Origin of the sequence: Vibrio sp. 1151_11 (assembly GCF_029478525.1) — a bacterium.
Classification (GTDB): Bacteria; Pseudomonadota; Gammaproteobacteria; order Enterobacterales; family Vibrionaceae; genus Vibrio; species Vibrio anguillarum.
The window spans coordinates 1-24120 of record NZ_SHMN01000017.1 but is presented as its reverse complement, the minus strand read 5'-3'; the positions used below and the strand labels follow the sequence as shown (position 1 = coordinate 24120).

Below are 24120 nucleotides of genomic sequence, written 5' to 3'. Positions count from 1 at the left end.
AGTAAAGTTAGGCTATGAGTAGTATTCAACAAAACATTGAACAGATCACTTCACAAATTGAAAGTGCACAACAAAAGTGTGGACGCGCTCGAGAGAGAGTGCAACTTTTAGCGGTCAGTAAGACCAAACCTGTCGAGGCGATTCTAGAAGCAGCGCGCGCTGGGCAACGTTTATTTGGTGAAAATTATGTGCAAGAGGGCGCGGATAAAGTTCAATACTTCAATACCTTGCACCCCGAACTGGATTTAGAATGGCACTTTATCGGCCCAATTCAGTCCAATAAATCGCGCATTGTGGCCGAGAACTTTGCTTGGGTGCATACGGTGGATCGAAGTAAAATTGCCCAGCGTTTAAATGATCAACGCCCAGCAGGCATGCCACCACTACAGGTCTTGATTCAAGTCAACACCAGCGGCGAAAGCTCGAAATCGGGCATTGGTGAACACGAAATAGTTGAGTTGGCAGAGTTGATATCCGCGCTACCCAACCTCACGTTAAGAGGATTGATGTCTATTCCTGAGAATGTGCCCAATTACGCTGCGCAACTTGCCGCATTTCAAAAACTGGCGAGCTTACAAGCGCAATTGTCTGAACGTTTTTCAGGGTTAGATACGCTTTCAATGGGCATGAGTGGCGACATGCAAGCGGCGATTGAAGCGGGTAGCACTATGGTGAGGATCGGCACCGCTATTTTTGGTGCGCGTGATTACGCTTAGCACTGGCTTAACTATTAACCACACAGTAATCAATCAGCGACAAGCAATTAGAGGTCAGCAGATGCAGCAGAGAAACATCACTTTTATCGGTGCAGGCAATATGGCCAAAGCAATTATTGCAGGCTTAGTCGCCAGCGGTTATCCAACTGATAGAATTACCGCGACCGCACCGTCTGAAACAAGACGTAAACCACTGGAAAGTGCGTATGGCATTCACACCACCAGCGATAATCTTGCCGCAGCGCAGCAAGCCGATGTGGTGGTACTGGCGGTCAAACCGCAGTTGATGGCCAGTGTCTGTCAACCTTTGCAAGCCATTGATTTTAGAAATAAGTTGGTGATCTCCATTGCAGCCGGTGTTGCTGCGGCGCGCCTTAATGAGATGCTGGCGACCGAACTGCAACTAGTACGCGCCATGCCCAATACACCTTCGCTGATCAATCGAGGCATGAGCGGTCTATTTGCCGCTCCAAGCGTATCAGAGCAAGACAAACGCTTTACCGCACAATTGCTACAAGCCGTTGGTGAAGTGTGCTGGGTTGAAAACGAGCCCGCCATTAATGGTGTCATCGCCGCCGCAGGCAGTGCACCTGCCTACTTCTTTTTGTTTATGGAAGCGATGCAAAATGAAGCCATCGCTCAAGGCTTTGATAAAGAAACGGCCCGTTTGTTAGTACAACAAGCGGCGTTAGGCGCAGCCGAAATGGTGGTGGCAAACCCTGAGATTGAGCTCTCGACATTGCGTGAACAAGTGACCTCCAAAGGCGGCACCACCGCCGAGGCGATTCGCACCTTTAACGAGCATCAGCTTGCCAATATCGTTGCACAAGCGATGCAAGCGGCCGTAACTCGTGCACAAGAAATGGAAAAACTGTTTTAATCCTAGTGGCGTTTCACTAAGCTATAGCGCAAAAGCGCAAACGACACTCTACTCATATTAAGGGCTAGCTATGAATTCAATGAGTTTTTTGATCTCCACCCTGTTTGATCTGTACATCATGGTCGTAATTTTACGTATCTGGTTACAAGCAGCGCGTGCCGATTTCTATAACCCATTCTCCCAGTTTATCGTCAAAGCAACGCAACCTGTGGTTGGCCCACTGCGCCGCGCGATTCCATCCATTGGTAGCCTAGATTTGGCTACGGTTCTCTTTGCGTACGTGCTGTGCGTATTGAAATTTATTGCCTTAATGCTGGTGGCATCAGGTGGTGCGGTTAGTTTTAGCGTCTACTTTTTATTCTTAGGCTTACTCTCGTTAGTCAAAGCCGCTGGCGGTTTACTGTTCTGGGTACTATTGATCCGCGCCATTCTCAGTTGGGTTAGCCAAGGCCGCAGCCCGATTGAATACGTATTTCATCAATTAACCGAGCCGATGCTTGCGCCGATCCGCCGTATCCTACCAGCGATGGGTGGTTTTGATTTAAGTGTATTGGTGCTGTTTATTGTGCTGCAGTTTGCTAACTTCCTAATGGGCGTTTTTATTGGCCCAGTATGGTATCAGTTGTAATGTCATCTGCTGTTTGGCAAGAGGGAGAGGATCTAATCCTCAAGCTCTACATCCAACCCAAAGCAAGCCGCGATAGTATCGTCGGCTTGCATGGTGAGGAGCTCAAAATTGCCATCACAGCCCCGCCTGTTGATGGCAAAGCCAACGCGCATTTAACCAAATTCTTGGCCAAACAATTTAAAGTCGCCAAAGGTTTAATCGAGATAGAAAAAGGGGAATTGGGACGTCATAAACAAGTCCGAATTCATTCACCTCAAGTGATACCAGAGCCGATTGAAGCCATCTTGTGATGGCTTTTTATTTAGCCCACTCTGTTTTGTAAGGAGCACCATATGCGTAAATGGATGATAGCGTTTGTTATAGCCTTTATTTCGCTACCCACACTCGCCGAGCAGTTTCAAACCATCAAGAATGTTGAAGTTCACTACTCAGCTTTCAACTCAACATTTTTAACGCCACAAGTGGCGCGCAGTTATCAGTTAAAACGTAATGGTTACTCGGCTATTTTAAACATCAGCGTATTAGATAACTCGGCCTTAGGTAAACCAGCTATGGAAGCGACACTCAAAGGCAATGCGAAAAACCTAATCGGTCAGGTACGTGAACTTGAATTTAAACAATTCAAAGAGGGCAACGCGATTTATTACCTCGCTGAATTCCCCATTACCAATGAAGAGAATTTGAGTTTTGACATTGAGGTTGATGCGGGCTTAAAAGGCACCGGTAAGCTTAAATTCACCCAAAAATTCTACGTCGAAGAATAGAGAAATAGTGCAATGAAAAAAATAGTATTAGCCACAGGAAACCAAGGCAAAGTGCGCGAAATGGCTGATCTGCTGGTTGATTTCGGTTTTGATGTGGTGGCGCAAACAGAATTAAACGTCCCAGAAGCCGAAGAGACTGGCACCACCTTTATTGAAAATGCGATCATCAAAGCACGACATGCTGCCAAAATCACTGGCTTACCTGCGATTGCCGATGACTCCGGCTTAGAAGTGGATTATCTGCAAGGTGCTCCGGGGATTTACTCGGCGCGCTACGCCGGTGAAAATGCCAGTGACCAACAAAACCTAGAAAAATTATTAGCGGCAATGGAAGGTGTACCAGACGAACAACGCACCGCTCGTTTTCATTGCGTGCTGGTTTTCATGCGTCACGAAAATGACCCAACACCATTGGTCTGCCATGGTACGTGGCAAGGTCGCATCTTGCACCAAGCTCACGGCAGTAACGGTTTTGGTTATGATCCGATCTTCTTTGTCCCCGAAGATAACTGTGCTTCAGCAGAACTGCTACCTGCACGTAAAAAGCAGCTTTCACATCGTGGCAAAGCGCTAAAAATGCTATTTAAAACCTTAAGCGAGCAAAATTCATAATGTTGCAACCACCCGCGCTGAGTTTGTACGTGCACATCCCCTGGTGTGTACAAAAATGCCCCTATTGTGATTTTAACTCTCACGCGCTAAAGCACGATATTCCTGAACGTGCATACATTGATGCGCTATTGGAGGATCTCGATACCGATATCGCCAAATACCGCCTTGCAGACCATCCTCGCCCATTGCATTCCATTTTTATTGGCGGTGGTACACCGAGTCTTTTTTCTGCTGAAGGTATTGCTCGCCTGCTGCAAGGCATTGAAGCGCGTATTGCGTTTAAGCCTGGGATTGAAATCACCATGGAGGCCAACCCGGGCACGGTAGAAGCTGACCGTTTTGTTGGATATCGACAAGCAGGGGTGACGCGCATCTCGATTGGTGTACAAAGTTTTGAGCCACAAAAACTGGCACGTTTAGGGCGAATTCATGGTCAGCAAGAGGCGGTTAATGCCGCTCAATTAGCTCATCAAATTGGCTTAAACAGCTTCAACTTAGATTTGATGCATGGCTTACCCGATCAAAATTGTGAACAAGCGCTGGCCGATTTAGACAAAGCGATTGCACTAAACCCACCTCATCTTTCTTGGTATCAACTGACCATTGAACCTAATACGGTTTTCTACTTTAAACCGCCTATTTTGCCAGATGATGACGCACTGTGGGATATTTTTGAGCTGGGTCACCAAAAATTGGCCGCCGCTGGGTACGTGCAGTATGAAATTTCTGGCTATAGCAAACCCGGCTATCAATGCCAACACAACTTAAATTACTGGCGCTTTGGTGATTATCTGGGGATTGGTTGTGGCGCGCATGGCAAGCTCAGCTTTAACGACGGGCGTATTGTACGCACCACTAAGGTGAAGCATCCGCGTGGCTATCTCAATTTACTCAAACCTTACTTGGATGACGAATTTGAAGTCGCCGCTGCGGATCGCCCTTTTGAATTCTTCATGAACCGCTTTCGCTTGATGGAACCTTGTCCGAAACAAGACTTTGTTGAAACAACTGGATTAAGTTTAAGCGTGATTCAGTCAACGATAGATTGGGCACTAGCCGAACACTATTTAACGCAAACCGCAAGTCACTGGCAAATCACAGAAAAAGGAAAACTGTTTCTTAATGACTTGCTCGAAGCCTTTATGGCTGACGACTAAAAAGATAACCCCAACAGAGATTGGCTAACCTAATCGGTAGCCAATCTTTTGCCAAAAACACGGGCTGTCAGAAAATATTGAACTTAAAAGATAGAGCGACCAATACGCTCAGCCAAGAGTTCTAACATCTTAGTGCCCGCTAAAGAATTACCTGACGCATCAAGCTCTGGCGACCAAACCGCAATCGTCATCTCCCCAGGAACAACAGCAATAATACCGCCACCTACGCCCGATTTACCCGGCATGCCAACACGATAAGCGAACTCTCCTGCGCCATCATACAAACCGCAAGTCGCCAATAAGGCATTGATCTGCTTACTTTGTGTCGGCGTTACTATCGCTTCCTTGGTATGCACGGACACCCCTTTATTCGCCAGATAACTGAAGGTTTTCGCTAATTGAACACAGCTCATTTTAAGTGAACAAGCGTGAAAATAGTTGTGCAGCACCGGGATAACGTCATTATCGAAATTACCAAACGATCGCATCAAATAGGCGATGGCGGCATTGCGATCGCTGTGCATCATTTCTGAAGCCGCTACCACTTTGTCGTATACGATGCCCTCTTCACCGGACAACTGACGTACAAACTCCAGTAAGCGCTGCCGAGGGGCTGATAAACGGCTATGCAGCATATCCGCCACCACAATAGCTCCAGCATTGATAAAAGGGTTACGCGGAATGCCCTGCTCCATTTCAAGCTGGATCATCGAATTAAACGCTTGGCCTGAAGGTTCTTTTCCGACACGAAGCCATAGCTCTTCTGGTTTATAAAGCATCATAGCAAGCGTTAAGCTCAAAGCTTTAGAGATGGATTGAATTGAGAATCCTTCCGTGGCATCTCCAGCCGAAATCACTTCACCTTGATTGGTGTAAACCGCGATCGCCAGCTTGTTATTCGGTACTTTAGCTAAAGCAGGAATGTAATCGGCGACTTTTCCTTTGCCGATCAGTGGGCGAACCTCACACAAAATATCAGCAAGTAGATTGGGAGTTAGCTTCATGGGTGACCTTACCTCGGGTGAGAAATGTTTTTCTCTATTTTTATAATGATTTTCGTAGGGCGCTAAGGCCGAAAAAGCCAACATTACAACAATGTTGGCTTTTCTTTAATCGCTAATTTTGTTGCAGCAACAAAAGTGAGTCGTTACGCGGTGCGTTTATATTTTATATCCCACACACCATGACCTAAACGGTGACCACGCGCTTCAAATTTAGTCAAAGGACGCTCTTCTGGACGAGGAATATAGTCACCTTCTGCGGCAATATTGGCAAAGCCCGGCGCTTGATTCATCACTTCAATCATATGCTCAGCGTAGTTTTCCCAGTCCGTCGCCATATGAAAGATACCCTCTTCCATTTTTAGTTTTTGACGCACCATTTCCGCAAATTCTAACTGCACAATACGGCGCTTGTGGTGACGTTTTTTGTGCCAAGGATCAGGGAAGAACAGTTGCAGTGTATGCAGGCTACCATCAGGGATCATGTGTTCAAACACTTCCACTGCATCATGGCACATCACGCGTAAATTAGTCACGCCAGCATCACGAGCGGCTGACAAACAGGCGCCAACACCTGGGCTATGCACTTCAATACCAAAGAAGTTTTTTTGCGGTGCATTTTTAGCCATTTCAACTAATGAAGCGCCCATACCAAAACCGATTTCTAAAACCACCGGGTTATCGTTACCAAAAACCGCCGCCCAATCGAGCAATTGTGGCTGGAAATCAATACCCATTGTTGGCCAACATTCATTCATTGCCGCTTCTTGGCCTTTGGTTAATCGACCCTCACGACGAACGAAACTACGGATTCGACGCAGTATTTTGCCTTCTTCGGTATATTCGTTGGTGGTTACTTCACTCATTGATCTTGCCTGCACATTGATTAATCAAAGCGGGGATTATCCAAAGAATTATTCTCGGTGCAAGTGTTATCGAAATAAACTTGTTGGATAAATCCACACAATTTGTCCGTTTTACAACGTCACATTTATGTGGTGCAATTTTGCTCCACTAAAACTATAAACCAAAGAGCCTGTCGTGACACCTTTCGCTAACGCCATTTTAAAATGGTATGACGCCTATGGGCGCAAACATTTGCCGTGGCAACAAAACAAAACGGCCTACAGCGTTTGGCTGTCGGAAATTATGCTCCAACAAACTCAAGTCGCAACGGTAATCCCTTATTTCGAACGCTTCATGCAACGTTTTCCAACCGTGATTGATTTAGCCAATGCAGAACAAGACGAGGTACTGCACCTATGGACCGGCCTTGGTTATTACGCACGTGCGCGCAATCTACACAAAGCAGCCAAAATAGTGGCCAGCGAATATGGCGGTGAGTTTCCCCTTGATATCGAACAGATGAATGCTCTACCGGGTATTGGCCGCTCAACCGCTGCGGCGGTGCTTTCTTCGGTTTATAAGCAGCCGCACGCCATTTTAGATGGTAACGTAAAGCGTACTTTAGCCCGCTGTTTTGCTGTCGAAGGCTGGCCGGGGCAAAAAAAGGTTGAAACTCAGTTGTGGCAACATGCCGAACAAAATACGCCAGCGCAAGATGTTGATAAATATAACCAAGCCATGATGGATATGGGGGCGATGGTCTGCACACGCAGCAAACCGAAATGCACGCTCTGCCCAGTTGAATCTTTTTGCATCGCCAATAAACAAAATAACCCACTCGATTATCCGGGCAAAAAACCAAAAACAGACAAACCAACCAAGCAAACTTGGTTTGTGATGCTACACCATAACCATCAAGTATGGTTAGAACAGCGCCCTCAAAGTGGAATTTGGGGTGGATTATTTTGCTTCCCTGAAAACCCCAATAGCGCCATCGAAGATCAACTTGATCACAGAGCCATCAAAGAGAGCGCTATCCGCTCTATTCGCCCACTCATCGCTTTTCGCCACACGTTTAGCCATTATCATTTAGAGATCACACCGATCTTGGTGGAGTTATCTCAACAACCGAACATCATCATGGAAGCAAGCAAAGGTCTTTGGTATAACTTAGCCCAACCGGAACAAATCGGCTTAGCCGCTCCTGTAAAACAGTTGCTAGAAAGCCTTCCATTTGAAATTAACCCTTAAAACACCGAAGAGGAAGTGACCATGAGCCGCACTGTATTTTGTGCTCGACTAAATAAAGAAGCCGACGGTTTGGATTTTCAACTGTACCCAGGTGAATTGGGTAAACGTATTTTTGACAACATCTCAAAAGAGGCTTGGGCACAATGGCAGCATAAGCAAACCATGCTGATCAACGAGAAAAAACTCAATATGATGGACCCTGAACATCGTAAATTGCTGGAAACCGAAATGACCAACTTCCTATTTGAAGGAAAAGAGGTCCATATCGAAGGCTACACGCCACCAAGCAAATAAGAGATACCTTATTTATTTCGAGGATAATCAATGACATCATGGTAAACGCTCTGATGTCATTTTTGTATTGGGAAGATAATGAGAAAGCTGACTTACTTTTTTATTGCAATGCTACTGGCCGGTTGTAGCCGAGAATTAGTTGAACGCATATACAGCGTCGACTATGAGCCGACCAACCGTTTTGCCAAAAACTTAGCGCAATTACCCGGGCAATTTGTCAAAGATACCGCCGCCTTAGATGCACTGATCAGCAGTTTTTCTGGCAACATTGAGAAACGCTGGGGCAGTAAAGAGATCAAAGTCGCCGGTAAAAGCAACTATGTAAAATACATCGATAATTACCTGAGTCGTTCCGAAGTCAATTTCTCCACGGGAACCATTATTATCGAAACAGTTTCCCCAACTGACCCCAAAAAACATCTGCGCAATGCCATTATTACCACCTTGCTCACGCCTGATGATCCCGCACACGTTGACCTTTTCTCTTCACAAAATATCGAATTGAATGGTCAGCCATTTTTGTACAACCAAGTGCTTGATCAAGATAAACAACCGATCCAGTGGGGTTGGCGCGCGAATCGATTTGCTGATTATCTTATTGAAAATAAATTAAAAATTAAGAACGTTGATTTCAAAAAAGCCTACTATGTGGAAATTCCTATGGTAGCGGATCATGCCTCTAAACGAGGTTATAAATACGCCGACATCGTGCACCGAGCCTCGAAAAAATATAACATTCCCGAAGATCTGATCTACGCGATCATAAAAACGGAAAGTAGCTTTAACCCCTACGCCGTCAGTTGGGCCAATGCGTATGGCCTGATGCAAGTGGTTCCTAAAACCGCAGGTCGAGATGTCTTTAAACTGGTCAAAAATAAATCTGGTGAGCCCAGCCCTGAATATCTGTTTGATCCCGAAAAAAATATTGATACGGGAACGGCCTATTTTTATATTCTGAAAAACCGCTACCTCAAAGAGGTCAGCCATCCAACGTCACTCGAATACAGTATGATTTCGGCCTACAACGGCGGTACAGGAGGAGTACTCAATACCTTTAGCAAAGATAGGAAACGAGCGATGAGGGACTTAAATTCACTGCAACCCAATCAAGTCTATTGGGCGCTGACCCAAAAACACCCTAATGCTGAATCGAGAAGGTACTTAGAAAAAGTAACAAAATTCAAACAGGAATTTAACGCAGGTGGATAAAAAAGCGCAGCTTTGTCTAAATTCGCAGCAAACAAACCGTTTTTTCAAAATATTTCCAAAAAGCAGTTGACGATTGAAGGGAAAATCCGTTTAATAGCGCTCCGTTGCCCGGATAGCTCAGTCGGTAGAGCAGAGGATTGAAAATCCTCGTGTCGGTGGTTCGATTCCGCCTCCGGGCACCACAAATTAAATTGTTGGTGCTTTTGTTAAAGTAGCAGCAAGCAATAAATAAAGTGCGCCGACTTAGCTCAGTAGGTAGAGCAACTGACTTGTAATCAGTAGGTCACCAGTTCGATTCCGGTAGTCGGCACCATTTATTGCCTCGATAGCTCAGTCGGTAGAGCAGAGGATTGAAAATCCTCGTGTCGGTGGTTCGATTCCGCCTCGAGGCACCATTATTTGGTGCGAAGTCTTAGACTTACACAGATAATTCCCCCTTAGTTCAGTCGGTAGAACGGCGGACTGTTAATCCGTATGTCGCAAGTTCAAGTCTTGCAGGGGGAGCCACTTTTAAAGCCAAGTCTAACGACTTGGCTTTTTTATTACCTGTCATATTTATCCAATCCCCTCTACCTCTACAACGATTACCTCTACAACGATTAAATTATGGGTCAGTCCATTTTCCGTCAAAAACTAAAACCAGTCTGGTGAGTTTGCTCCTTTAGTGTAACCAAGCGGATAAACGTGTGTTTTTCAACGCGCTTTTATTCGCTATTTGCTCCATTCAAAGCTCCTATTTTCTTTTCAACGCCTCTTTCCCTATCTAATCTGACACTAATTTTTAACGAAAATGGGCAAAAACGAGTCACTAAGTATAGAAAAACAACAAACGACATTTTTTTTGCATTTTACTGTTGACGTTAAATGCGAAAAACCTTTTAATACACCCCGTCGCCCGGATAGCTCAGTCGGTAGAGCAGAGGATTGAAAATCCTCGTGTCGGTGGTTCGATTCCGCCTCCGGGCACCACAGTTTCTAAATTGTTGGTGCCTAGCACAGACAATAAATTTAAAGATAAAAATGTGCCGACTTAGCTCAGTAGGTAGAGCAACTGACTTGTAATCAGTAGGTCACCAGTTCGACTCCGGTAGTCGGCACCATTCTTTAAAACCTGTTCCCCCTTAGTTCAGTCGGTAGAACGGCGGACTGTTAATCCGTATGTCGCAAGTTCAAGTCTTGCAGGGGGAGCCACTTTTCATCAATAAGCACTGCTTATTGATTCGGCGCCGACTTAGCTCAGTAGGTAGAGCAACTGACTTGTAATCAGTAGGTCACCAGTTCGATTCCGGTAGTCGGCACCATTTATCTGCATAAGATAAGCAAACATTCTGTTCCCCCTTAGTTCAGTCGGTAGAACGGCGGACTGTTAATCCGTATGTCGCAAGTTCAAGTCTTGCAGGGGGAGCCACTTTCTAAAGCCAAGTTTTCAAACTTGGCTTTTTTTGTGTCTTGCGTATGCTCATAATAAAAAGAGCCAGTTTTCACCAGCTCAATCGATTGGAACGTTCGCGGTAATTCACGATAGCCGGTTACTTAAAACCCTTCTCTTTCTTAATCAAATCGTACGCATTTTGGATCTCTTGCGATTTTTCTTTCGCAACGTTCATCATCTCTGGTGGTAAGCCTTTGGCCATCAATTTATCTGGGTGATGCTCATTCATCAATTTGCGATAGGCACGTTTAATTTCTTTAGCATCCGCATCTTCACTCACGCCTAACACATCGTAAGCATCAGTGAGGCGTTCAGCTTGCGCGGCTTGTTGCCACTGCCCAGATTGCTGGTAGCCTTGCTGTTGGCCACCAAAATTTCCGCCTTGTTGAAAACGAAAGGCCGCTTCTTGCATACGCAAGCGTCTTTCCAGTTGATCGGATGAGAAACCTAAACTACGAGCGATTTTGTGCAGTACATTGCGCTCGCTAGGGTGAACATCCCCATCGGCAAACGCGGCTGATATTTGCAATTCGAGGAAAAATTGCAACAAGTCAAAGCGTCCACCCGTCGAAAGGCGCACACGCTCCAACACTTCCTCTAAAGGAAAGCCACTCTCTTTACCCTCACGAAACGCATCTTGAGCCGCTTTACGTTGCTCACCATGTAAGTTCATACGCTCCATCATGATGGTAGCTAGCTGGATCTCTTCTTTGGTAACTTGCCCTTTCGCTTTAGCAACATGGCCCATGACCGCGAAAGCGGCTTTAAAAAATTCGTCTTGTCGCTCAGTTTGGCTTGGCCCAGAACCAAATGAGCCAGTTTTAAACCCCGCTTGATTCAAACGACGAGCTTTATCAAATTGATGCCCGAGAAACAAACCAAAAAATGCGCCAAACGGTCCTCCAAATAAGAAGCCAAAAAAAGCGCCAAGAATTTTGCCAAAAATATGCATTATGTGCTCTCAATCTATGAATTTTTCAGGAGTAAAGCGGTCTGATAGTGCCGGGAGCTTCAATTTCCTTTATGATAAGAAACGTTTTATTTTACATTCGGCCATCCATCTTCCGAATCAATCAAGTTCAAACAGGATAGTACAACTCGATGTCATGTTTTTCCCGCACCTTGTTAGCCGCTTCAATTAGCGCAGCTCTTTTTGTGCCACAGACTCAAGCAGAAGCTATGTTAGACAATAGTGTGCAGGAAATGCCCGCTATAGATCAATGTTTGATCAACGAACCTGAAGCAGAAAACTCAAGTCAGCAACCGATTAATGTCGAGGCTGATACGCTAGAAGCCGTGAACGGTGAACGCGCAAACTACTCAGGCAATGTGGTCGTTGTTCAAGGTAAAAAACGCATTCTAGCGGATACCGTTACCCTGCATCAGAAAGATAATATTGTAGTTGCGCAAGGTAATGTCAACTTCAGTGACGGTGAAGTAAGGACCATTTCTGACAAAGCCACCAACAATCTTAATACAGATTTAATGACATTAGAGAACACAAAATATCAATTTTTGTGTGAACCCGGCCGTGGTGAAGCTGTGTATATTTCCAAAACAGGTAAGGCCGTTTATGAGATAGAAGATGGTTCGATTACCTCTTGCCCTGAAGGCAATAATGCATGGCGATTAAAAGCATCCAGCATTGATATTGACCAAAATGAAGAGCAAGCCACTTTTTATAATCCGCGCTTCGAGATTCAAAATATTCCGATTTTTTATCTGCCATTTCTTACGGTGCCGATTGGCGACACACGTAAAACGGGATTTTTATACCCTACCGTTTCTTACGGTTCTAGCGATGGTTTTGAAGCCCAAGTACCTATTTATTGGAACTTAGCGCCAAACTATGACCTAGAAACGACCTTTAAATATATGCAAGAACGCGGTACGCAATTAAACAGTGAATTCCGTTATCTGAATGATTTTGGTACAGGTAACATTAAATCTGAATATTTACCTGATGATCAAAAACATCCGGAAAAGGGCAGCCGCTGGGGCTTCCAATACCAACACAGTGGTATTTTCAACCAAGCTTGGAAGTTTGAAATTGACTACTCTCAAGTCAGTGACATTAGCTACTTTAGTGACTTAGACTCAGGTATCGGTAACCGAGAAGATGGTCAGCTTATCCAAGAAGGTAAAGCCACCTACCGGACCCACAATTGGGATTCATCGATACTGGTTCGCGACTTTCAGCTGCTTACAGAAGACAAAACTAGCACCAACCAACCCTATCGCTTGATGCCACAGATTGCGTTTAATTACTATGCGCCCGAATTATTACCGTATTTGAACTTTGATATGGTGAGCCATCTATCGCGTTTTGAAACCGATGCAAGAGGAAAACCTGCAGCCACCCGAGCGCACATTGAACCGGGCTTTACTATTCCTCTCAGTAACACCTGGGGCACTTGGACAACCGAAGCGCGAGTGCTTGGTACTTATTACCAACAAGATCTCAGCGGTGTTGACCTCAATTCGGATAATTATAAAGACCTAAAAGAGAGCGTTTCACGCATCATTCCGGAATTTAGAACTCATGCGGGATTAGTACTGGAAAGAGATACGGTTCTGTTTGATGATTATACGCAGACACTTGAGCCGCAGATTCAGTACCTGTACGTACCGAGAGAAGATCAGCGCAATATCGGGCTGTACGATACAACGCTACTGCAAACCGATTATTATGGTTTATTCCGCAGCCGTAAATATAGTGGTGTCGATTATATTGCCCCGGCAAATCAGATCAGCTACGGTGCCTCTTCACGGTTTTTCGACGATCAGTATAAAGAACGTTTAAATATCTCTTTTGGCCAGATTTTTTACCTCAAAAAAGATCTCAAGAATTCCTCCCCTAATGAGGGAGATAATTCAGCCAACACTTCCAACTATTCGGCTTGGGCCGTCGAAATGGACTTCAACTATGATGATTTACTCTTCTACCATGGCGGGGTTCAGTACGACATTGATAGCAGTAAGATGCAACTGGCCAACAGTACCCTAGAGTACAGAGTGGGTTCTGGATACATTCAAACTAACTATCGTTACGTCACCAAAGAGTATATTGATAATACCGTTGGCGATACAATTACCAATATTAATGCCATTACCAAAGATGGCATTTCACAAGCCGGTTTACTGGCTGGGTATCAGATCTCCAAAAAGTGGAATGCTAGCGGACAGTACTTCTACGATTTAACCACGGAAAAGAGCCTGGAGTGGCTGGCTAACCTAAGCTACACCTCAGATTGTTGGTATATTGGTTTTACTTATAGTAATCAACTGCGGAAATGGGATGGTGATTTTGTTACTGACCCTAATGCTACGCCACTCTACGAAAATAACTTTAGTTTGAACTTTGGTATTGTCGGTTTTGGCACCACGATTGGTGCAGGTTCCGGAATGACGGGCGTAGACAGCGCTGGAAATTCATTAAGTTATGGTCGTCCATTTTTCCTAAACAACTAATTTATTCGGCCTTTGCTTAAGCGTAAAGGCCCTTGCTCATTTTGATAGGACTACAAATGAAATTGTGGAAACACACACTGATTGGATTGATGGCAACATTAAGCCTAAACACCGCATACGCTGCTCCTGTTGAGCTCGATCGCGTCGCCGTCATCGTCAATAGTGGCGTTATTTTACAGAGTGACATTGATGGTGCATTAAAAACCTTGACCATTAATGCAAAGAAAAATGGTCAAACGCTACCCGAAGACACAGTGCTGCGTGAGCAAGTGGTTGAAAAATTGATTATTGATACCATTCAGCAACAAGAAGCACAACGCATTGGCGTGCGCATTGACGATAACCGACTCAGTGACGCTATCGCCGACATCGCGAAAAACAATAATCAAACCCTAGAACAGCTTAACGCTTCTGTTACTGCTGAAGGGCTGACTTATGCCGAATTTCGCGAACAAGTACGTAAAGAAATTGCAGCAAGTGAAGCGCGCAATGCTTTAGTTCGTCGCCGGATCAATATATTACCGGACGAGGTGGACAACTTAGCTAATATTCTTGCGCAAGAAACCAATGCAACGGTGCAATATAAAATCAGCCACATCCAACTGCGTGTTGACGACACTCAAGATAAGGCCGCAGTAGAACAGCAAGCCAAAACCTTAGTCGAAAAACTCAACCAAGGAGCGGATTTCAGCACCATGGCTTATACCTATTCAAAAGGTCCGAAAGCGCTGCAAGGTGGTGATTGGGGCTGGATGCGCAAAGAAGAAATGCCGACAATTTTTGCCGACCAAATCAAAATGCAAAACAAAGGCTCTATTATTGGGCCATTTCGCAGTGGCGTCGGTTTCCACATTCTTAAAATTGATGACGTCAAAGGATTAGAAACCGTCGCGGTCACGGAAGTTAATGCACGCCATATTTTAATCAAACCCACGGTTATTTTAAGCGATGACGGCGTACAAAAAGAGCTACATGACTTCATTCGTCGCATTAAGGCAGGTGAAGCGACCTTTGGTGAATTGGCGCAGCAATACAGCCAAGATCCCGGCTCTGCGGCGCAAAATGGCGAATTGGGTTATCAAACACCGGATCTGTACGTGCCGGAGTTTCAACATCAAATCGAAACATTATCGGTTGGGCAAATCAGCGACCCCTTTAAAACCGTTCATGGTTGGCATATTGTCGAAGTGCTTGATCGCCGTGAAGTCGACCGCACCGACTCCGCACTGAAAAACAAAGCTTATCGCATTCTTTTTAATAGAAAATTCAATGAAGAAGCCAGCGCATGGCTACAAGAAATGCGTGCCAGTGCCTTTGTCGAAATTATACAGGACAACCAAGATGACAATTAAACGCATCGTGGTTACCGCTGGCGAGCCCGCGGGTATTGGCCCAGATTTGGTGCTGGCCTTATCAAAAGAAGATTGGGCACATCAACTGGTGGTATGCGCGGACAAAAGCTTGCTTGCAGAGCGCGCTAAAGAGCTCAATATTGACGTTATATTGGAAGACTACTTAGTCACCTCCGCACCAAAACCACAGCAAGCGGGACGGTTAGTAGTGGATCATATTCCCCTCGGCGCACCGGTGATAACGGGGAAACTGAATGAAGCCAATGGACATTATGTATTAAATACATTAGAAAGAGCCGCTTTAGGCTGTATGAATGATGAATTTGATGCTATTGTCACCGGCCCTGTGCACAAGGGGGTGATCAACCGAGCTGGCGTTGCATTTAGCGGCCACACTGAATTCTTTGCTGAAAAATCTAATACTCCACTGGTGGTTATGATGCTCGCAACAGAAGGGTTGAGAGTCGCGCTAGTGACAACACATATTCCACTGGCTTATGTATCAAAGGCAGTAACGGTCGAGCGGTTAGAAAAAATCATCACTATTTTGCATAAAGATTTGGTGGAAAAATTTGCCATTGCTCAACCCAAAATTTATGTGTGTGGTTTAAACCCACACGCGGGAGAAGATGGCTGTCTGGGCCGTGAAGAGATAGAAACCATCACTCCAACACTAGAAAAAATTCGTCAGCAAGATGGCATTAATTTGATTGGCCCACTACCAGCCGACACCATCTTCAATGACAAATACTTGCAAGATGCCGATGCTGTTTTAGGCATGTATCACGACCAAGTCCTACCCGTATTAAAGTACAAAGGCTTTGGTCGTTCAGTAAATATTACTCTTGGTCTACCCTTTATAAGAACATCGGTCGATCATGGCACCGCACTCGAATTGGCAGGGAAAGGGCTTGCGGATACAGGGAGCTTTAGAACAGCACTCGCCTACGCGATTGACTTGGTAGAAAAGAAACCTAATTAATTTCGAGAAAACTATGAGAAATGATGTCCACTTAGGGCACAAAGCGCGTAAACGTTTTGGTCAAAACTTCCTAAACGATCCATACATTATTGATGGCATCGTCTCTGCGATTAACCCTCGTCCGGGACAAAATTTGGTTGAGATCGGCCCCGGTCTTGGAGCGATAACTGAGCCAGTCGGCCGCGAAGTGGATAAATTCACTGTTATTGAGCTAGACCGTGACTTAGCTGAGCGCCTGCGCAACCACCCAGAATTATCGAGTAAATTGACGATTCATGAAGGTGATGCGATGCGTTTTGACTTCACGCAGTTGGTGAAACCGAATAATAAACTGCGCATTTTCGGCAACTTGCCATACAACATTTCAACGCCATTAATGTTCCACTTATTTGAATTTCATAAAGATATTCAAGATATGCACTTCATGCTGCAAAAAGAAGTGGTCAACCGTTTAGCTGCCGGTCCCGGCAGTAAAGCTTACGGGCGCTTAACGGTTATGACGCAGTATTTCTGCAAAGTGGTTCCTGTGTTGGAAGTTCCGCCAACGGCCTTTGTACCGCCACCGAAAGTTGATTCAGCTGTTGTGCGCTTGGTGCCTTATGAAGTACTGCCGCATCCAACGACAAACATGAAATGGTTAGAGCGTGTCTGCCGAGATGGTTTTAACCAACGTCGTAAAACCGTACGCAACTGCTACAAAGGTTTGATTGAGGTGGAAACGCTAGAAGAACTTGGGGTCAACCCTGGCATGCGCCCGGAAAACCTAACACTTGAACAGTTTGTTGCTATGGCAAACTGGTTAGACGCTCATCACGCCTAATAACGATTGAGCGATAAACGGCCAATGTCTATCGCTCATCTATAAAAACAAGGAGTTAACATGGATATCTCTGAACCTTGTATCAAAATCCAAGTCCATACCCAGTATCTCCCCGAGCAGTCCAATCCCGATTTACACCGCTATATCTTTGCCTATGTGATCACCATCCGTAATCTCAGCAACCAGCAGGTACAGCTGATGAGCCGCCGTTGGTTAATTACCGATGCGAATGGCAAACAGATGTCTGTGGAAGGTGATGGCGTGGTCGGGGAACAACCGATTATCTTGCCCAATGATGAGTACCGCTATAACAGTGGTACGGCGTTGGAAACGCCAGTCGGTGTGATGCAAGGTCATTACATTATGTTAGATGAAGCAGACGCTGAATTTATTGTTGAAATTGAGCCGTTTCGTCTCGCTATTCCTAATGTTTTAAATTAAAAGAGGTAGCCGTGGCGAACTATATTGTCGGCGACATTCAAGGCTGTTTTGACGAACTACAGTGTTTATTGGCTCAAGTGCAATTCCAACCACAACAAGACACACTGTGGGTAGCTGGCGACTTAGTTGCAAGAGGCCCTAAATCTCTAGAAACGCTACGTTTTATCAAACAATTGGGTTGTTCGGCGCGTATCGTTCTAGGCAATCACGATCTTCACTTACTGGCCGTCTCGCTGGGCATCCACCCATGTAAACCTCGTGATAAAACCTTACCCATATTACAAGCGAACGATGCAACAGAGCTACTCACTTGGTTGCGCCATCAACCGCTCCTCGCTGAACATGCTGACTTTGTCATGTGCCATGCGGGGATTTCTCCTCTATGGGATCTTGAAACTGCACGTCAAGCAGCAAAAGAAGTCGAAAGTATTTTGCAAAGTGATCGTTGGCGTTGGCTTATCGAGCAGATGTACAGCAACACACCTGATATGTGGAGCTCGAAGCTAGAAGGGATTGATCGCTATCGCTATACCATCAATGCCTATACTCGGATGCGTTTTTGCTTTGCTGATGGGCGTCTTGATATGGCGTGCAAACTTCCCCCTCAAGAAATAAAAGATGAAGAATTGTTACCGTGGTTTGCCCTACCCAAACGCCTTAAACTCGATAAAACAGTCCTATTTGGCCACTGGGCTGCATTAGAAGGTTACCGCAGCGACGAAGTGATAGGGCTTGATACTGGCTGTGTGTGGGGAGGATGTTTGACCATGCTACGCTGGGAAGATAAACAGTATTTTGTTCAAAAAGCGCTTTAAAATAACTACTCCCAAAAAGCTGGCAACTATCGCCAGCAATATTTGAAAGTAAAAGCACTTCTAACTATTTTTTCTCAAGCACTACAAAATGCATGTCAAACTGGTTTCCGCTATCTTTCTTGTATTTTCGTTGTTCAGCTACTTTCCAATCGGCTCCCCATTCAGGGAATCTAGTGTCACCATTTATATCAGCTTCAATAAATGTCAAATACAATTTTCCAGCTAAGGGGAGAAAAGCTTTATAGATGGACCCACCACCGATGATCATTATTTCATCCACATTGCCAGCGGAACTGATTGCTTCTTCAACAGACGAGACAACTGTAACGCCTTCAATTTCTAGTGATAAATCACGGCTGATTACAATATTATGGCGTTCAGGTAACGGACGACCTATAGACTCATACGTCTTACGCCCCATTACAACGGGTTTACCTAACGTATGTTCTCGAAACCAAGCAAAGTCAGCTGGCAAATGCCAAGGCATCGAATTCTCGTTACCGATAACCCGAGAACTAGCATTAGAAAGATACATATCTTGAGATTTATCTATCTTACCGCCATGGGCCATAGCCGCGATCATGCTAATTAACACGTCAAATATACCTTAGAATTCTTGGAGAAAACGGATTATACCTAATTCCCTTATTAGTACAAACCATTGCCCTTACACTATGGGTTTGCGCCGATAGAATAACAAACCCGGCACCGCAAGGCCAACCGCTAAGCCCGCGATAATAAACATCGCTTTTAAAAAATTATCCATCAGTATCGCCAGCAGCTCTGGCGTAAAACCAAGATGGTTAATTTCAACCATTGCAATCATCGCTTTAAAGGCAAAAACCCCGGGAACCATTGGGATCAAAGCCGCTACCGTAAACACTTTAGGGTGAGCTAAAAATTTACGCGACCAACGCACGCCAATCATTCCAACGATAGTTGCAGCAAAAAAAGTCGCCCACTCAATGGGAATTCCAAATTGCATCATTAAGTAACGTGAGCCATGACCAATCGCACCACCTAACGCACAATATTTTAGGGCTGGTACAGGAACATTAAACACCAAAGCAAAACCAACGGCTGGGATTGCAGCAAAAAACATATCATTGGCTAAACCGAGTAATAAATTCATCCAATCCATCGCTACCACCCCCATACACCCGTCACGCTCATCGCCGCAACGATGCCTAAACTCGTTGCCAACGTAAGCAAACTTGCCATCACAAAACGGGCAATACCCATATTGATATAACCTTTAAGCATATCCGCGACCGCATTAATTAAAGGAAAACCGGGGACTAACATCAGTACAGAAGAAGCCATCACAATGGTTGGTTTATTGCCTAGTTGGTAGATGATAGCTTGCGCTGAAATGATCGAAGTAACAAATGAGGTCACCGTAAAGTTGACGAGCGGATTAAATTGGCGATGCCCAATCTCTTGGCGCACAATCATACCCGCCGCAGAAGCAATGAACGTCATCGTAAACACAGTCCAATCTCCGCCAGCTAAACGAGCAAATGCAGCACAAGAAAGACCAATCATCACCACAACCAACCAACGGTTGTAGCGTTCAGGGCTGATCTGATTGAGTTTTTTCTGCGCAAGGGAATAATCTAAAATCCCTTTTTCCATCATGATGCAGATGCGCTGGACTTGCGTCACTACCCGCATATTGATCCCACGATCAGGACAACGGCGCGCAGTCGTAATGCAATGGCCATCGTAAACCGTGGTTAGCACAAGTGAACTCGCCGAGAGCGATACTTCCACTTCAATCATGCCACACGCCGCTCCCATGCGACGCATAATATCGCCCACCAGTGTACTTTCCGCACCATGAGCCAACAACATTTGCCCTGCTTGAGCGATCAATCGAGAAACTGGTCTCTGTTTGGATGTCATGATTCCTTTCCGAACGTCCTAAAAGCCCAATAGTGTGCCCGAAATTGGGTGCTTTAAATATGATTTAGCTATAAAAAAGCCGCAATAATCATTGCGGCTCAATCAATTCTGGAAAATTAATCACGAACATAGATAACGTGACCGTCATCTTCTTCGTCGTCCCAATCATCCCAGTCATCACCATCTTCAGTGATCACATTTTGGCTGTTCATCTCATCTTTATGGTAATCATCCCACATGAAATCGACTTTCTGAGCTTCACTGAGCTCTTCCTGCTCACGAGGTAGCGTTTCCATATAGTCAGCCAACTCACGGCACAAATCCGCCGTACCTTGTTGGTTTACGGCCGAAATTTTGAAGTATCGACCTTCCCAAGCCAGCGCATCTAAGATCTCTTGGATCTTTTCATCGGCTTCTTCTTCAAGCATCAGATCAACTTTGTTGAACACCAACCAACAAGGTTTTTGTGACACTTTTTCACTGTATTGCTCTAGCTCATCAAAGATGGTCAGCGCATTTTGCGCAGGATCACTTTGATCAATAGGAAGAATGTCGATCATATGCAGCAACACTCGGCAACGTTCTAAGTGCTTTAAGAAGCGAATACCTAAACCAGCACCATCGGCCGCGCCTTCAATCAAGCCCGGAATATCAGCGATCACGAAACTTTTCTCAGGAACCACACTCACGACACCCAAACTTGGGATCAGCGTAGTGAAGGGGTAATCAGCGACTTTTGGCTTCGCTGCTGAAACAGAACGAATAAAGGTTGATTTACCCGCATTCGGCAAGCCAAGCATACCCACGTCAGCTAACAGTAAAAGCTCAAGGCGCAATTCGCGCACCTCACCTTTTTTACCCATGGTTTTTTGGCGTGGTGCACGGTTAACTGATGACTTAAAGCGAGCATTACCTAAACCATGCCAGCCACCTTTAGCGACCATCACTTTTTTGCCATGCTCTGCAACTTCACCCACCACTTCATTGGTGTGAATGTCAACCGCTCGAGTCCCAACAGGCACCTTCAAAGTAATGTCTTTACCGCGCTTACCTGTACAGTTAGCACCGCCACCATTTTGGCCGCGCTCAGCAGCGTAAAAGCGTTGGAATCGGTAATCAACCAAGGTATTTAAGTTTTCATCGGCTTGGATATAAACGTCGCCGCCATCGCCGCCATCGCCGCCATCAGGGCCGCCTTTCGTCACGAATTTTTCACGCCAAAAGCTCACGACACCGTTACCGCCATCACCCGCTTCGACTTTAATTATCGCTTCATCAACGAATTTCATTTGTTACTCCACGCTCTTTGCGTTGCGATATCATTGTCACACAATGATATAAATTCTAGCAGATACACATTCAGGATCGACCGTGATCATCCTTCGTTTTATCCACAATTGGAACACATAAGGAGAAACTCTAGTGATTAGAGTGTCTTCTTTTCTGTTCGGCTGATAAATAAAAAACCCCACCGTAACGGCAGGGCTTTTGAGTTCAGTTAGGTATAAATTTATTCAGCGTCGATGCTAACAAATTTACGGTTTTTAGGACCTTTAACTTCAAATTTCACTTTACCTTCAGTAAGAGCGAAAAGAGTATGGTCTTTACCGATACCAACGTTAGTGCCTGCGTGGAACTTAGTACCACGTTGACGAACGATGATGTTACCTGCAAGAACAGATTCACCACCGAAACGCTTAACACCAAGACGTTTGCTTTCTGAATCGCGGCCGTTACGAGTAGAACCGCCAGCTTTTTTGTGTGCCATTGCTAAACTCTCCTAAATTACTTAAGCGTTGATGCCAGTGATTTTCACTTCAGTGAACCACTGACGGTGGCCTTGTTGTTTACGAGAGTGTTTACGACGACGGAACTTAACGATTTTAACTTTATCGCCACGACCGTGTTGTACTACTTCAGCAGTAATTTTACCGCCTTCAACAAGAGGTGCCCCAACAGTGATTTGCTCACCGTTAGCAACTAGTAGAACTTTATCAAATTCAACAGTTGCACCAGTTTCAACGTCTAATTTCTCTAAACGAAGAGTTTGACCTTCGCTTACACGGTGTTGTTTACCACCAGATTGGAAAACAGCGTACATATTTTACTCCGCTCTTTCCGCACAGCCGTATGCTTTTTATTTGAGCAATTTGGGTGTGCGCTAAACTAATCATCAATAGGGCGCAGATTCTACGCGAATGAGTACCCCAAGACAAGCCATATTTTGAAAAAATTGGCGAAAAGCTAATCGCCAATGAAAAGTGGCGCAATCATGCCTTTAAGCCTTGTATTAATCAACGTTTTTTAGTGTATTATTCGAGAATTATAGAAGAACACAACACCTTATAGGTTCTAACTTCAGCCGGATTAACCATGGATTTTAAAGCTATCCAAACGCTTACTGCCGATGACATGGCAAAAGTGAATGAAACGATTCAAGCTCAGCTCAACTCTGATGTATCTTTAATCAATCAATTAGGATTCTACATCGTCAGCGGAGGTGGGAAACGCCTGCGTCCTTTGCTGGCTATTTTGTCGGCTCGAGCCCTTGGTTATCAAGGTGAAGCGCACACGACTGCCGCTGCATTTATTGAATTCCTCCACACGGCAACCTTGTTGCATGACGACGTTGTCGATGAATCGGATATGCGCCGTGGCAAAGCAACAGCGAACGCGGCATTTGGCAATGCAGCGAGCGTGTTAGTGGGGGATTTCATCTACACGCGTTCCTTCCAAATGATGACTACACTAGGATCGTTAAGGATCCTTGAGCTGATGAGCGATGCGGTGAACGTTATCGCTGAAGGCGAAGTGCAACAATTGATGAACTGTAATGATCCAAACACTACCGAGGAAAATTACCTACAGGTGATCTACTCGAAAACGGCGCGTTTGTTTGAAGCAGCGACCCAGATTGGTGCGATATTAAGTAACGCTTCTCCTGAAATTGAAACGGCACTACAGAACTATGGTAAGTACCTTGGCACAGCTTTCCAGCTCATTGATGACGTGATGGATTACACCTCTGATGGCAGTGAAATGGGCAAAAATGTGGGCGATGATTTAGCGGAAGGCAAACCAACACTTCCTCTATTGTACGCAATGCAGCATGGTACACCCGAACAAAAAGAGATGATCCGTGAGGCCATCGAAAAAGCCAATGGCATGGAACAGCTTGATGAGATTCTAGCGGCAATGAAACAGACAGGCTCGCTTGAATACACAACCAACAAAGCGCTAAAAGAAGCCGATAAAGCGATCAATGAGCTGTCTATCCTGCCAGAAAGTGAATATAAACAAGCACTGATAGCTCTAGCTCATATGGCTGTGAATAGGACAAAGTAGAACAGCAGCTAGCTTGGACGAAGAATCGATCTTTGCCTAGAAATGCACCGCTACAAAAAGAGCCTCAATTGAGTAATGCCGTTCACTTAAGAGTGAACGGCATTTTTGTTCTTAGCATACCGTTGTGGTCTAGGCTTAACTGTTCTAGGGAATGTTCTTTCCCTTCGCCCTTCAAGTATTAAGCTTTCAGCCATGTTGT

General features: G+C 45.1%; 26 protein-coding genes and 9 tRNA genes. 26 read left to right on the top strand and 9 right to left on the bottom strand.

What is annotated here, in order from left to right:
* Window positions 1-14: 14 nt before the first annotated feature.
* The 7 genes from EXZ60_RS12890 (at window position 15) to hemW (ending at window position 4757) form a co-directional block, all read left to right on the top strand.
* Window positions 15-716: a YggS family pyridoxal phosphate-dependent enzyme gene (locus EXZ60_RS12890; RefSeq protein ID WP_277435803.1), complete on the top strand. Its 702-nt coding sequence runs from the start codon at window positions 15-17 to the stop codon at window positions 714-716.
* A 61-nt stretch (window positions 717-777) separates the two neighbouring features.
* On the top strand, window positions 778-1596 hold the full coding sequence (gene proC / locus EXZ60_RS12885; RefSeq protein WP_277435802.1) for a pyrroline-5-carboxylate reductase: 819 nt from the start codon (window positions 778-780) through the stop codon (window positions 1594-1596).
* A gap of 70 nt (window positions 1597-1666) precedes the next feature.
* Window positions 1667-2224, top strand: coding sequence for a YggT family protein (locus EXZ60_RS12880; RefSeq protein WP_277435801.1), 558 nt, complete (start codon window positions 1667-1669; stop codon window positions 2222-2224).
* Window positions 2224-2514: a DUF167 family protein YggU gene (yggU, locus tag EXZ60_RS12875; protein WP_026028959.1), complete on the top strand. Its 291-nt coding sequence runs from the start codon at window positions 2224-2226 to the stop codon at window positions 2512-2514. The genes EXZ60_RS12880 and yggU overlap by 1 nt, the downstream gene beginning before the upstream one ends.
* A 42-nt stretch (window positions 2515-2556) precedes the next feature.
* Entirely contained in the window at window positions 2557-2988 is a 432-nt protein-coding gene (locus tag EXZ60_RS12870) for a DUF4426 domain-containing protein (RefSeq protein WP_013857823.1), read from the top strand.
* 12 nt (window positions 2989-3000) lie between these two features.
* Window positions 3001-3600: an XTP/dITP diphosphatase gene (locus EXZ60_RS12865; RefSeq protein WP_017042394.1), complete on the top strand. Its 600-nt coding sequence runs from the start codon at window positions 3001-3003 to the stop codon at window positions 3598-3600.
* Window positions 3600-4757, top strand: a complete 1158-nt coding sequence (gene hemW / locus EXZ60_RS12860; RefSeq protein WP_277435800.1) for a radical SAM family heme chaperone HemW — start codon at window positions 3600-3602, stop codon at window positions 4755-4757. The genes EXZ60_RS12865 and hemW overlap by 1 nt, the downstream gene beginning before the upstream one ends.
* Window positions 4758-4840: 83 nt before the next feature.
* Here the strand turns inward: hemW and glsB are convergent, their stop codons facing one another.
* Window positions 4841-5761, bottom strand: coding sequence for a glutaminase B (gene glsB, locus EXZ60_RS12855; RefSeq protein WP_026028230.1), 921 nt, complete (start codon window positions 5759-5761; stop codon window positions 4841-4843).
* A 143-nt stretch (window positions 5762-5904) separates the two neighbouring features.
* Entirely contained in the window at window positions 5905-6624 is a 720-nt protein-coding gene (gene trmB / locus EXZ60_RS12850; protein ID WP_026027213.1) for a tRNA (guanosine(46)-N7)-methyltransferase TrmB, read from the bottom strand.
* Between the two features lie 175 nt (window positions 6625-6799).
* On the opposite strand from trmB, the gene mutY reads away from it, so the two are divergent.
* The 12 genes from mutY to EXZ60_RS12790 all read left to right on the top strand — a co-directional run bounded on the left by mutY (window position 6800) and on the right by EXZ60_RS12790 (window position 10766).
* Window positions 6800-7855: an A/G-specific adenine glycosylase gene (gene mutY, locus EXZ60_RS12845; RefSeq protein WP_013857828.1), complete on the top strand. Its 1056-nt coding sequence runs from the start codon at window positions 6800-6802 to the stop codon at window positions 7853-7855.
* A gap of 21 nt (window positions 7856-7876) precedes the next feature.
* Complete coding sequence (locus tag EXZ60_RS12840; RefSeq protein ID WP_010320634.1) at window positions 7877-8149, top strand: oxidative damage protection protein; 273 nt, start codon at window positions 7877-7879, stop codon at window positions 8147-8149.
* A gap of 78 nt (window positions 8150-8227) precedes the next feature.
* Window positions 8228-9358 carry a membrane-bound lytic murein transglycosylase MltC gene (mltC, locus tag EXZ60_RS12835; protein WP_277435799.1) on the top strand — a complete coding sequence of 377 codons (1131 nt, stop codon included), beginning with the start codon at window positions 8228-8230 and terminating at the stop codon, window positions 9356-9358.
* 106 nt (window positions 9359-9464) lie between these two features.
* Window positions 9465-9540 (top strand) — tRNA-Phe (locus EXZ60_RS12830).
* A 55-nt stretch (window positions 9541-9595) separates the two neighbouring features.
* Window positions 9596-9671 (top strand) — tRNA-Thr (locus tag EXZ60_RS12825).
* 6 nt (window positions 9672-9677) lie between these two features.
* A tRNA-Phe gene (locus tag EXZ60_RS12820) sits at window positions 9678-9753 on the top strand.
* A 36-nt stretch (window positions 9754-9789) separates the two neighbouring features.
* Window positions 9790-9865: transfer RNA gene (locus EXZ60_RS12815), tRNA-Asn, on the top strand.
* A 386-nt stretch (window positions 9866-10251) separates the two neighbouring features.
* Window positions 10252-10327 (top strand) — tRNA-Phe (locus EXZ60_RS12810).
* Window positions 10328-10382: 55 nt separating this feature from the next.
* A tRNA-Thr gene (locus EXZ60_RS12805) sits at window positions 10383-10458 on the top strand.
* Between the two features lie 15 nt (window positions 10459-10473).
* Window positions 10474-10549 (top strand) — tRNA-Asn (locus tag EXZ60_RS12800).
* A gap of 34 nt (window positions 10550-10583) precedes the next feature.
* A tRNA-Thr gene (locus EXZ60_RS12795) sits at window positions 10584-10659 on the top strand.
* A gap of 31 nt (window positions 10660-10690) precedes the next feature.
* Window positions 10691-10766, top strand: a tRNA-Asn gene (locus tag EXZ60_RS12790).
* Between the two features lie 121 nt (window positions 10767-10887).
* Here the strand turns inward: EXZ60_RS12790 and djlA are convergent.
* Entirely contained in the window at window positions 10888-11742 is an 855-nt protein-coding gene (gene djlA, locus EXZ60_RS12785) for a co-chaperone DjlA (RefSeq protein ID WP_170889057.1), read from the bottom strand.
* A 149-nt stretch (window positions 11743-11891) separates the two neighbouring features.
* Between djlA and lptD the strand changes: the two genes are divergently transcribed.
* From lptD to apaH, 6 genes are read left to right on the top strand one after another with little or no spacing between them, the layout of a single operon-like run.
* Window positions 11892-14261 carry an LPS assembly protein LptD gene (lptD, locus tag EXZ60_RS12780; protein WP_026028946.1) on the top strand — a complete coding sequence of 790 codons (2370 nt, stop codon included), beginning with the start codon at window positions 11892-11894 and terminating at the stop codon, window positions 14259-14261.
* A gap of 56 nt (window positions 14262-14317) precedes the next feature.
* A complete protein-coding gene (gene surA / locus EXZ60_RS12775; protein ID WP_017043799.1) occupies window positions 14318-15613 on the top strand; it encodes a peptidylprolyl isomerase SurA in 1296 nt (431 codons plus the stop codon).
* Entirely contained in the window at window positions 15603-16595 is a 993-nt protein-coding gene (gene pdxA / locus EXZ60_RS12770) for a 4-hydroxythreonine-4-phosphate dehydrogenase PdxA (RefSeq protein ID WP_017043800.1), read from the top strand. The genes surA and pdxA overlap by 11 nt, the downstream gene beginning before the upstream one ends.
* Before the next feature lie 13 nt (window positions 16596-16608).
* Window positions 16609-17415: a 16S rRNA (adenine(1518)-N(6)/adenine(1519)-N(6))-dimethyltransferase RsmA gene (rsmA, locus tag EXZ60_RS12765; RefSeq protein WP_013857835.1), complete on the top strand. Its 807-nt coding sequence runs from the start codon at window positions 16609-16611 to the stop codon at window positions 17413-17415.
* A gap of 60 nt (window positions 17416-17475) precedes the next feature.
* Window positions 17476-17856 (top strand): Co2+/Mg2+ efflux protein ApaG, encoded by a 381-nt coding sequence (apaG, locus tag EXZ60_RS12760; RefSeq protein WP_013857836.1) that lies wholly within the window; start codon window positions 17476-17478, stop codon window positions 17854-17856.
* A gap of 11 nt (window positions 17857-17867) precedes the next feature.
* A complete protein-coding gene (gene apaH / locus EXZ60_RS12755) occupies window positions 17868-18671 on the top strand; it encodes a bis(5'-nucleosyl)-tetraphosphatase (symmetrical) ApaH (protein ID WP_170899352.1) in 804 nt (267 codons plus the stop codon).
* Between the two features lie 64 nt (window positions 18672-18735).
* Here apaH and folA read toward each other — a convergent pair whose 3' ends face one another.
* The 6 genes from folA to rplU all read right to left on the bottom strand — a co-directional run bounded on the left by folA (window position 18736) and on the right by rplU (window position 22677).
* Complete coding sequence (gene folA, locus EXZ60_RS12750; protein ID WP_170889095.1) at window positions 18736-19206, bottom strand: type 3 dihydrofolate reductase; 471 nt, start codon at window positions 19204-19206, stop codon at window positions 18736-18738.
* 132 nt (window positions 19207-19338) lie between these two features.
* Entirely contained in the window at window positions 19339-19812 is a 474-nt protein-coding gene (locus EXZ60_RS12745; RefSeq protein WP_228209182.1) for a threonine/serine exporter family protein, read from the bottom strand.
* Between the two features lie 2 nt (window positions 19813-19814).
* Window positions 19815-20576: a threonine/serine exporter ThrE family protein gene (locus EXZ60_RS12740; protein WP_277435798.1), complete on the bottom strand. Its 762-nt coding sequence runs from the start codon at window positions 20574-20576 to the stop codon at window positions 19815-19817.
* A 116-nt stretch (window positions 20577-20692) separates the two neighbouring features.
* Window positions 20693-21865, bottom strand: a complete 1173-nt coding sequence (gene cgtA, locus EXZ60_RS12735; protein WP_010320622.1) for an Obg family GTPase CgtA — start codon at window positions 21863-21865, stop codon at window positions 20693-20695.
* Window positions 21866-22086: 221 nt separating this feature from the next.
* Entirely contained in the window at window positions 22087-22344 is a 258-nt protein-coding gene (gene rpmA, locus EXZ60_RS12730; RefSeq protein ID WP_010320621.1) for a 50S ribosomal protein L27, read from the bottom strand.
* A 21-nt stretch (window positions 22345-22365) separates the two neighbouring features.
* The gene (rplU, locus tag EXZ60_RS12725) at window positions 22366-22677 is read right to left on the bottom strand and encodes a 50S ribosomal protein L21 (protein ID WP_010320620.1); all 312 of its coding nucleotides are present in this window, start codon (window positions 22675-22677) and stop codon (window positions 22366-22368) included.
* A 272-nt stretch (window positions 22678-22949) separates the two neighbouring features.
* On the opposite strand from rplU, the gene ispB reads away from it, so the two are divergent.
* Window positions 22950-23921 carry an octaprenyl diphosphate synthase gene (ispB, locus tag EXZ60_RS12720; RefSeq protein ID WP_094128145.1) on the top strand — a complete coding sequence of 324 codons (972 nt, stop codon included), beginning with the start codon at window positions 22950-22952 and terminating at the stop codon, window positions 23919-23921.
* Window positions 23922-24120 lie beyond the last annotated feature (199 nt).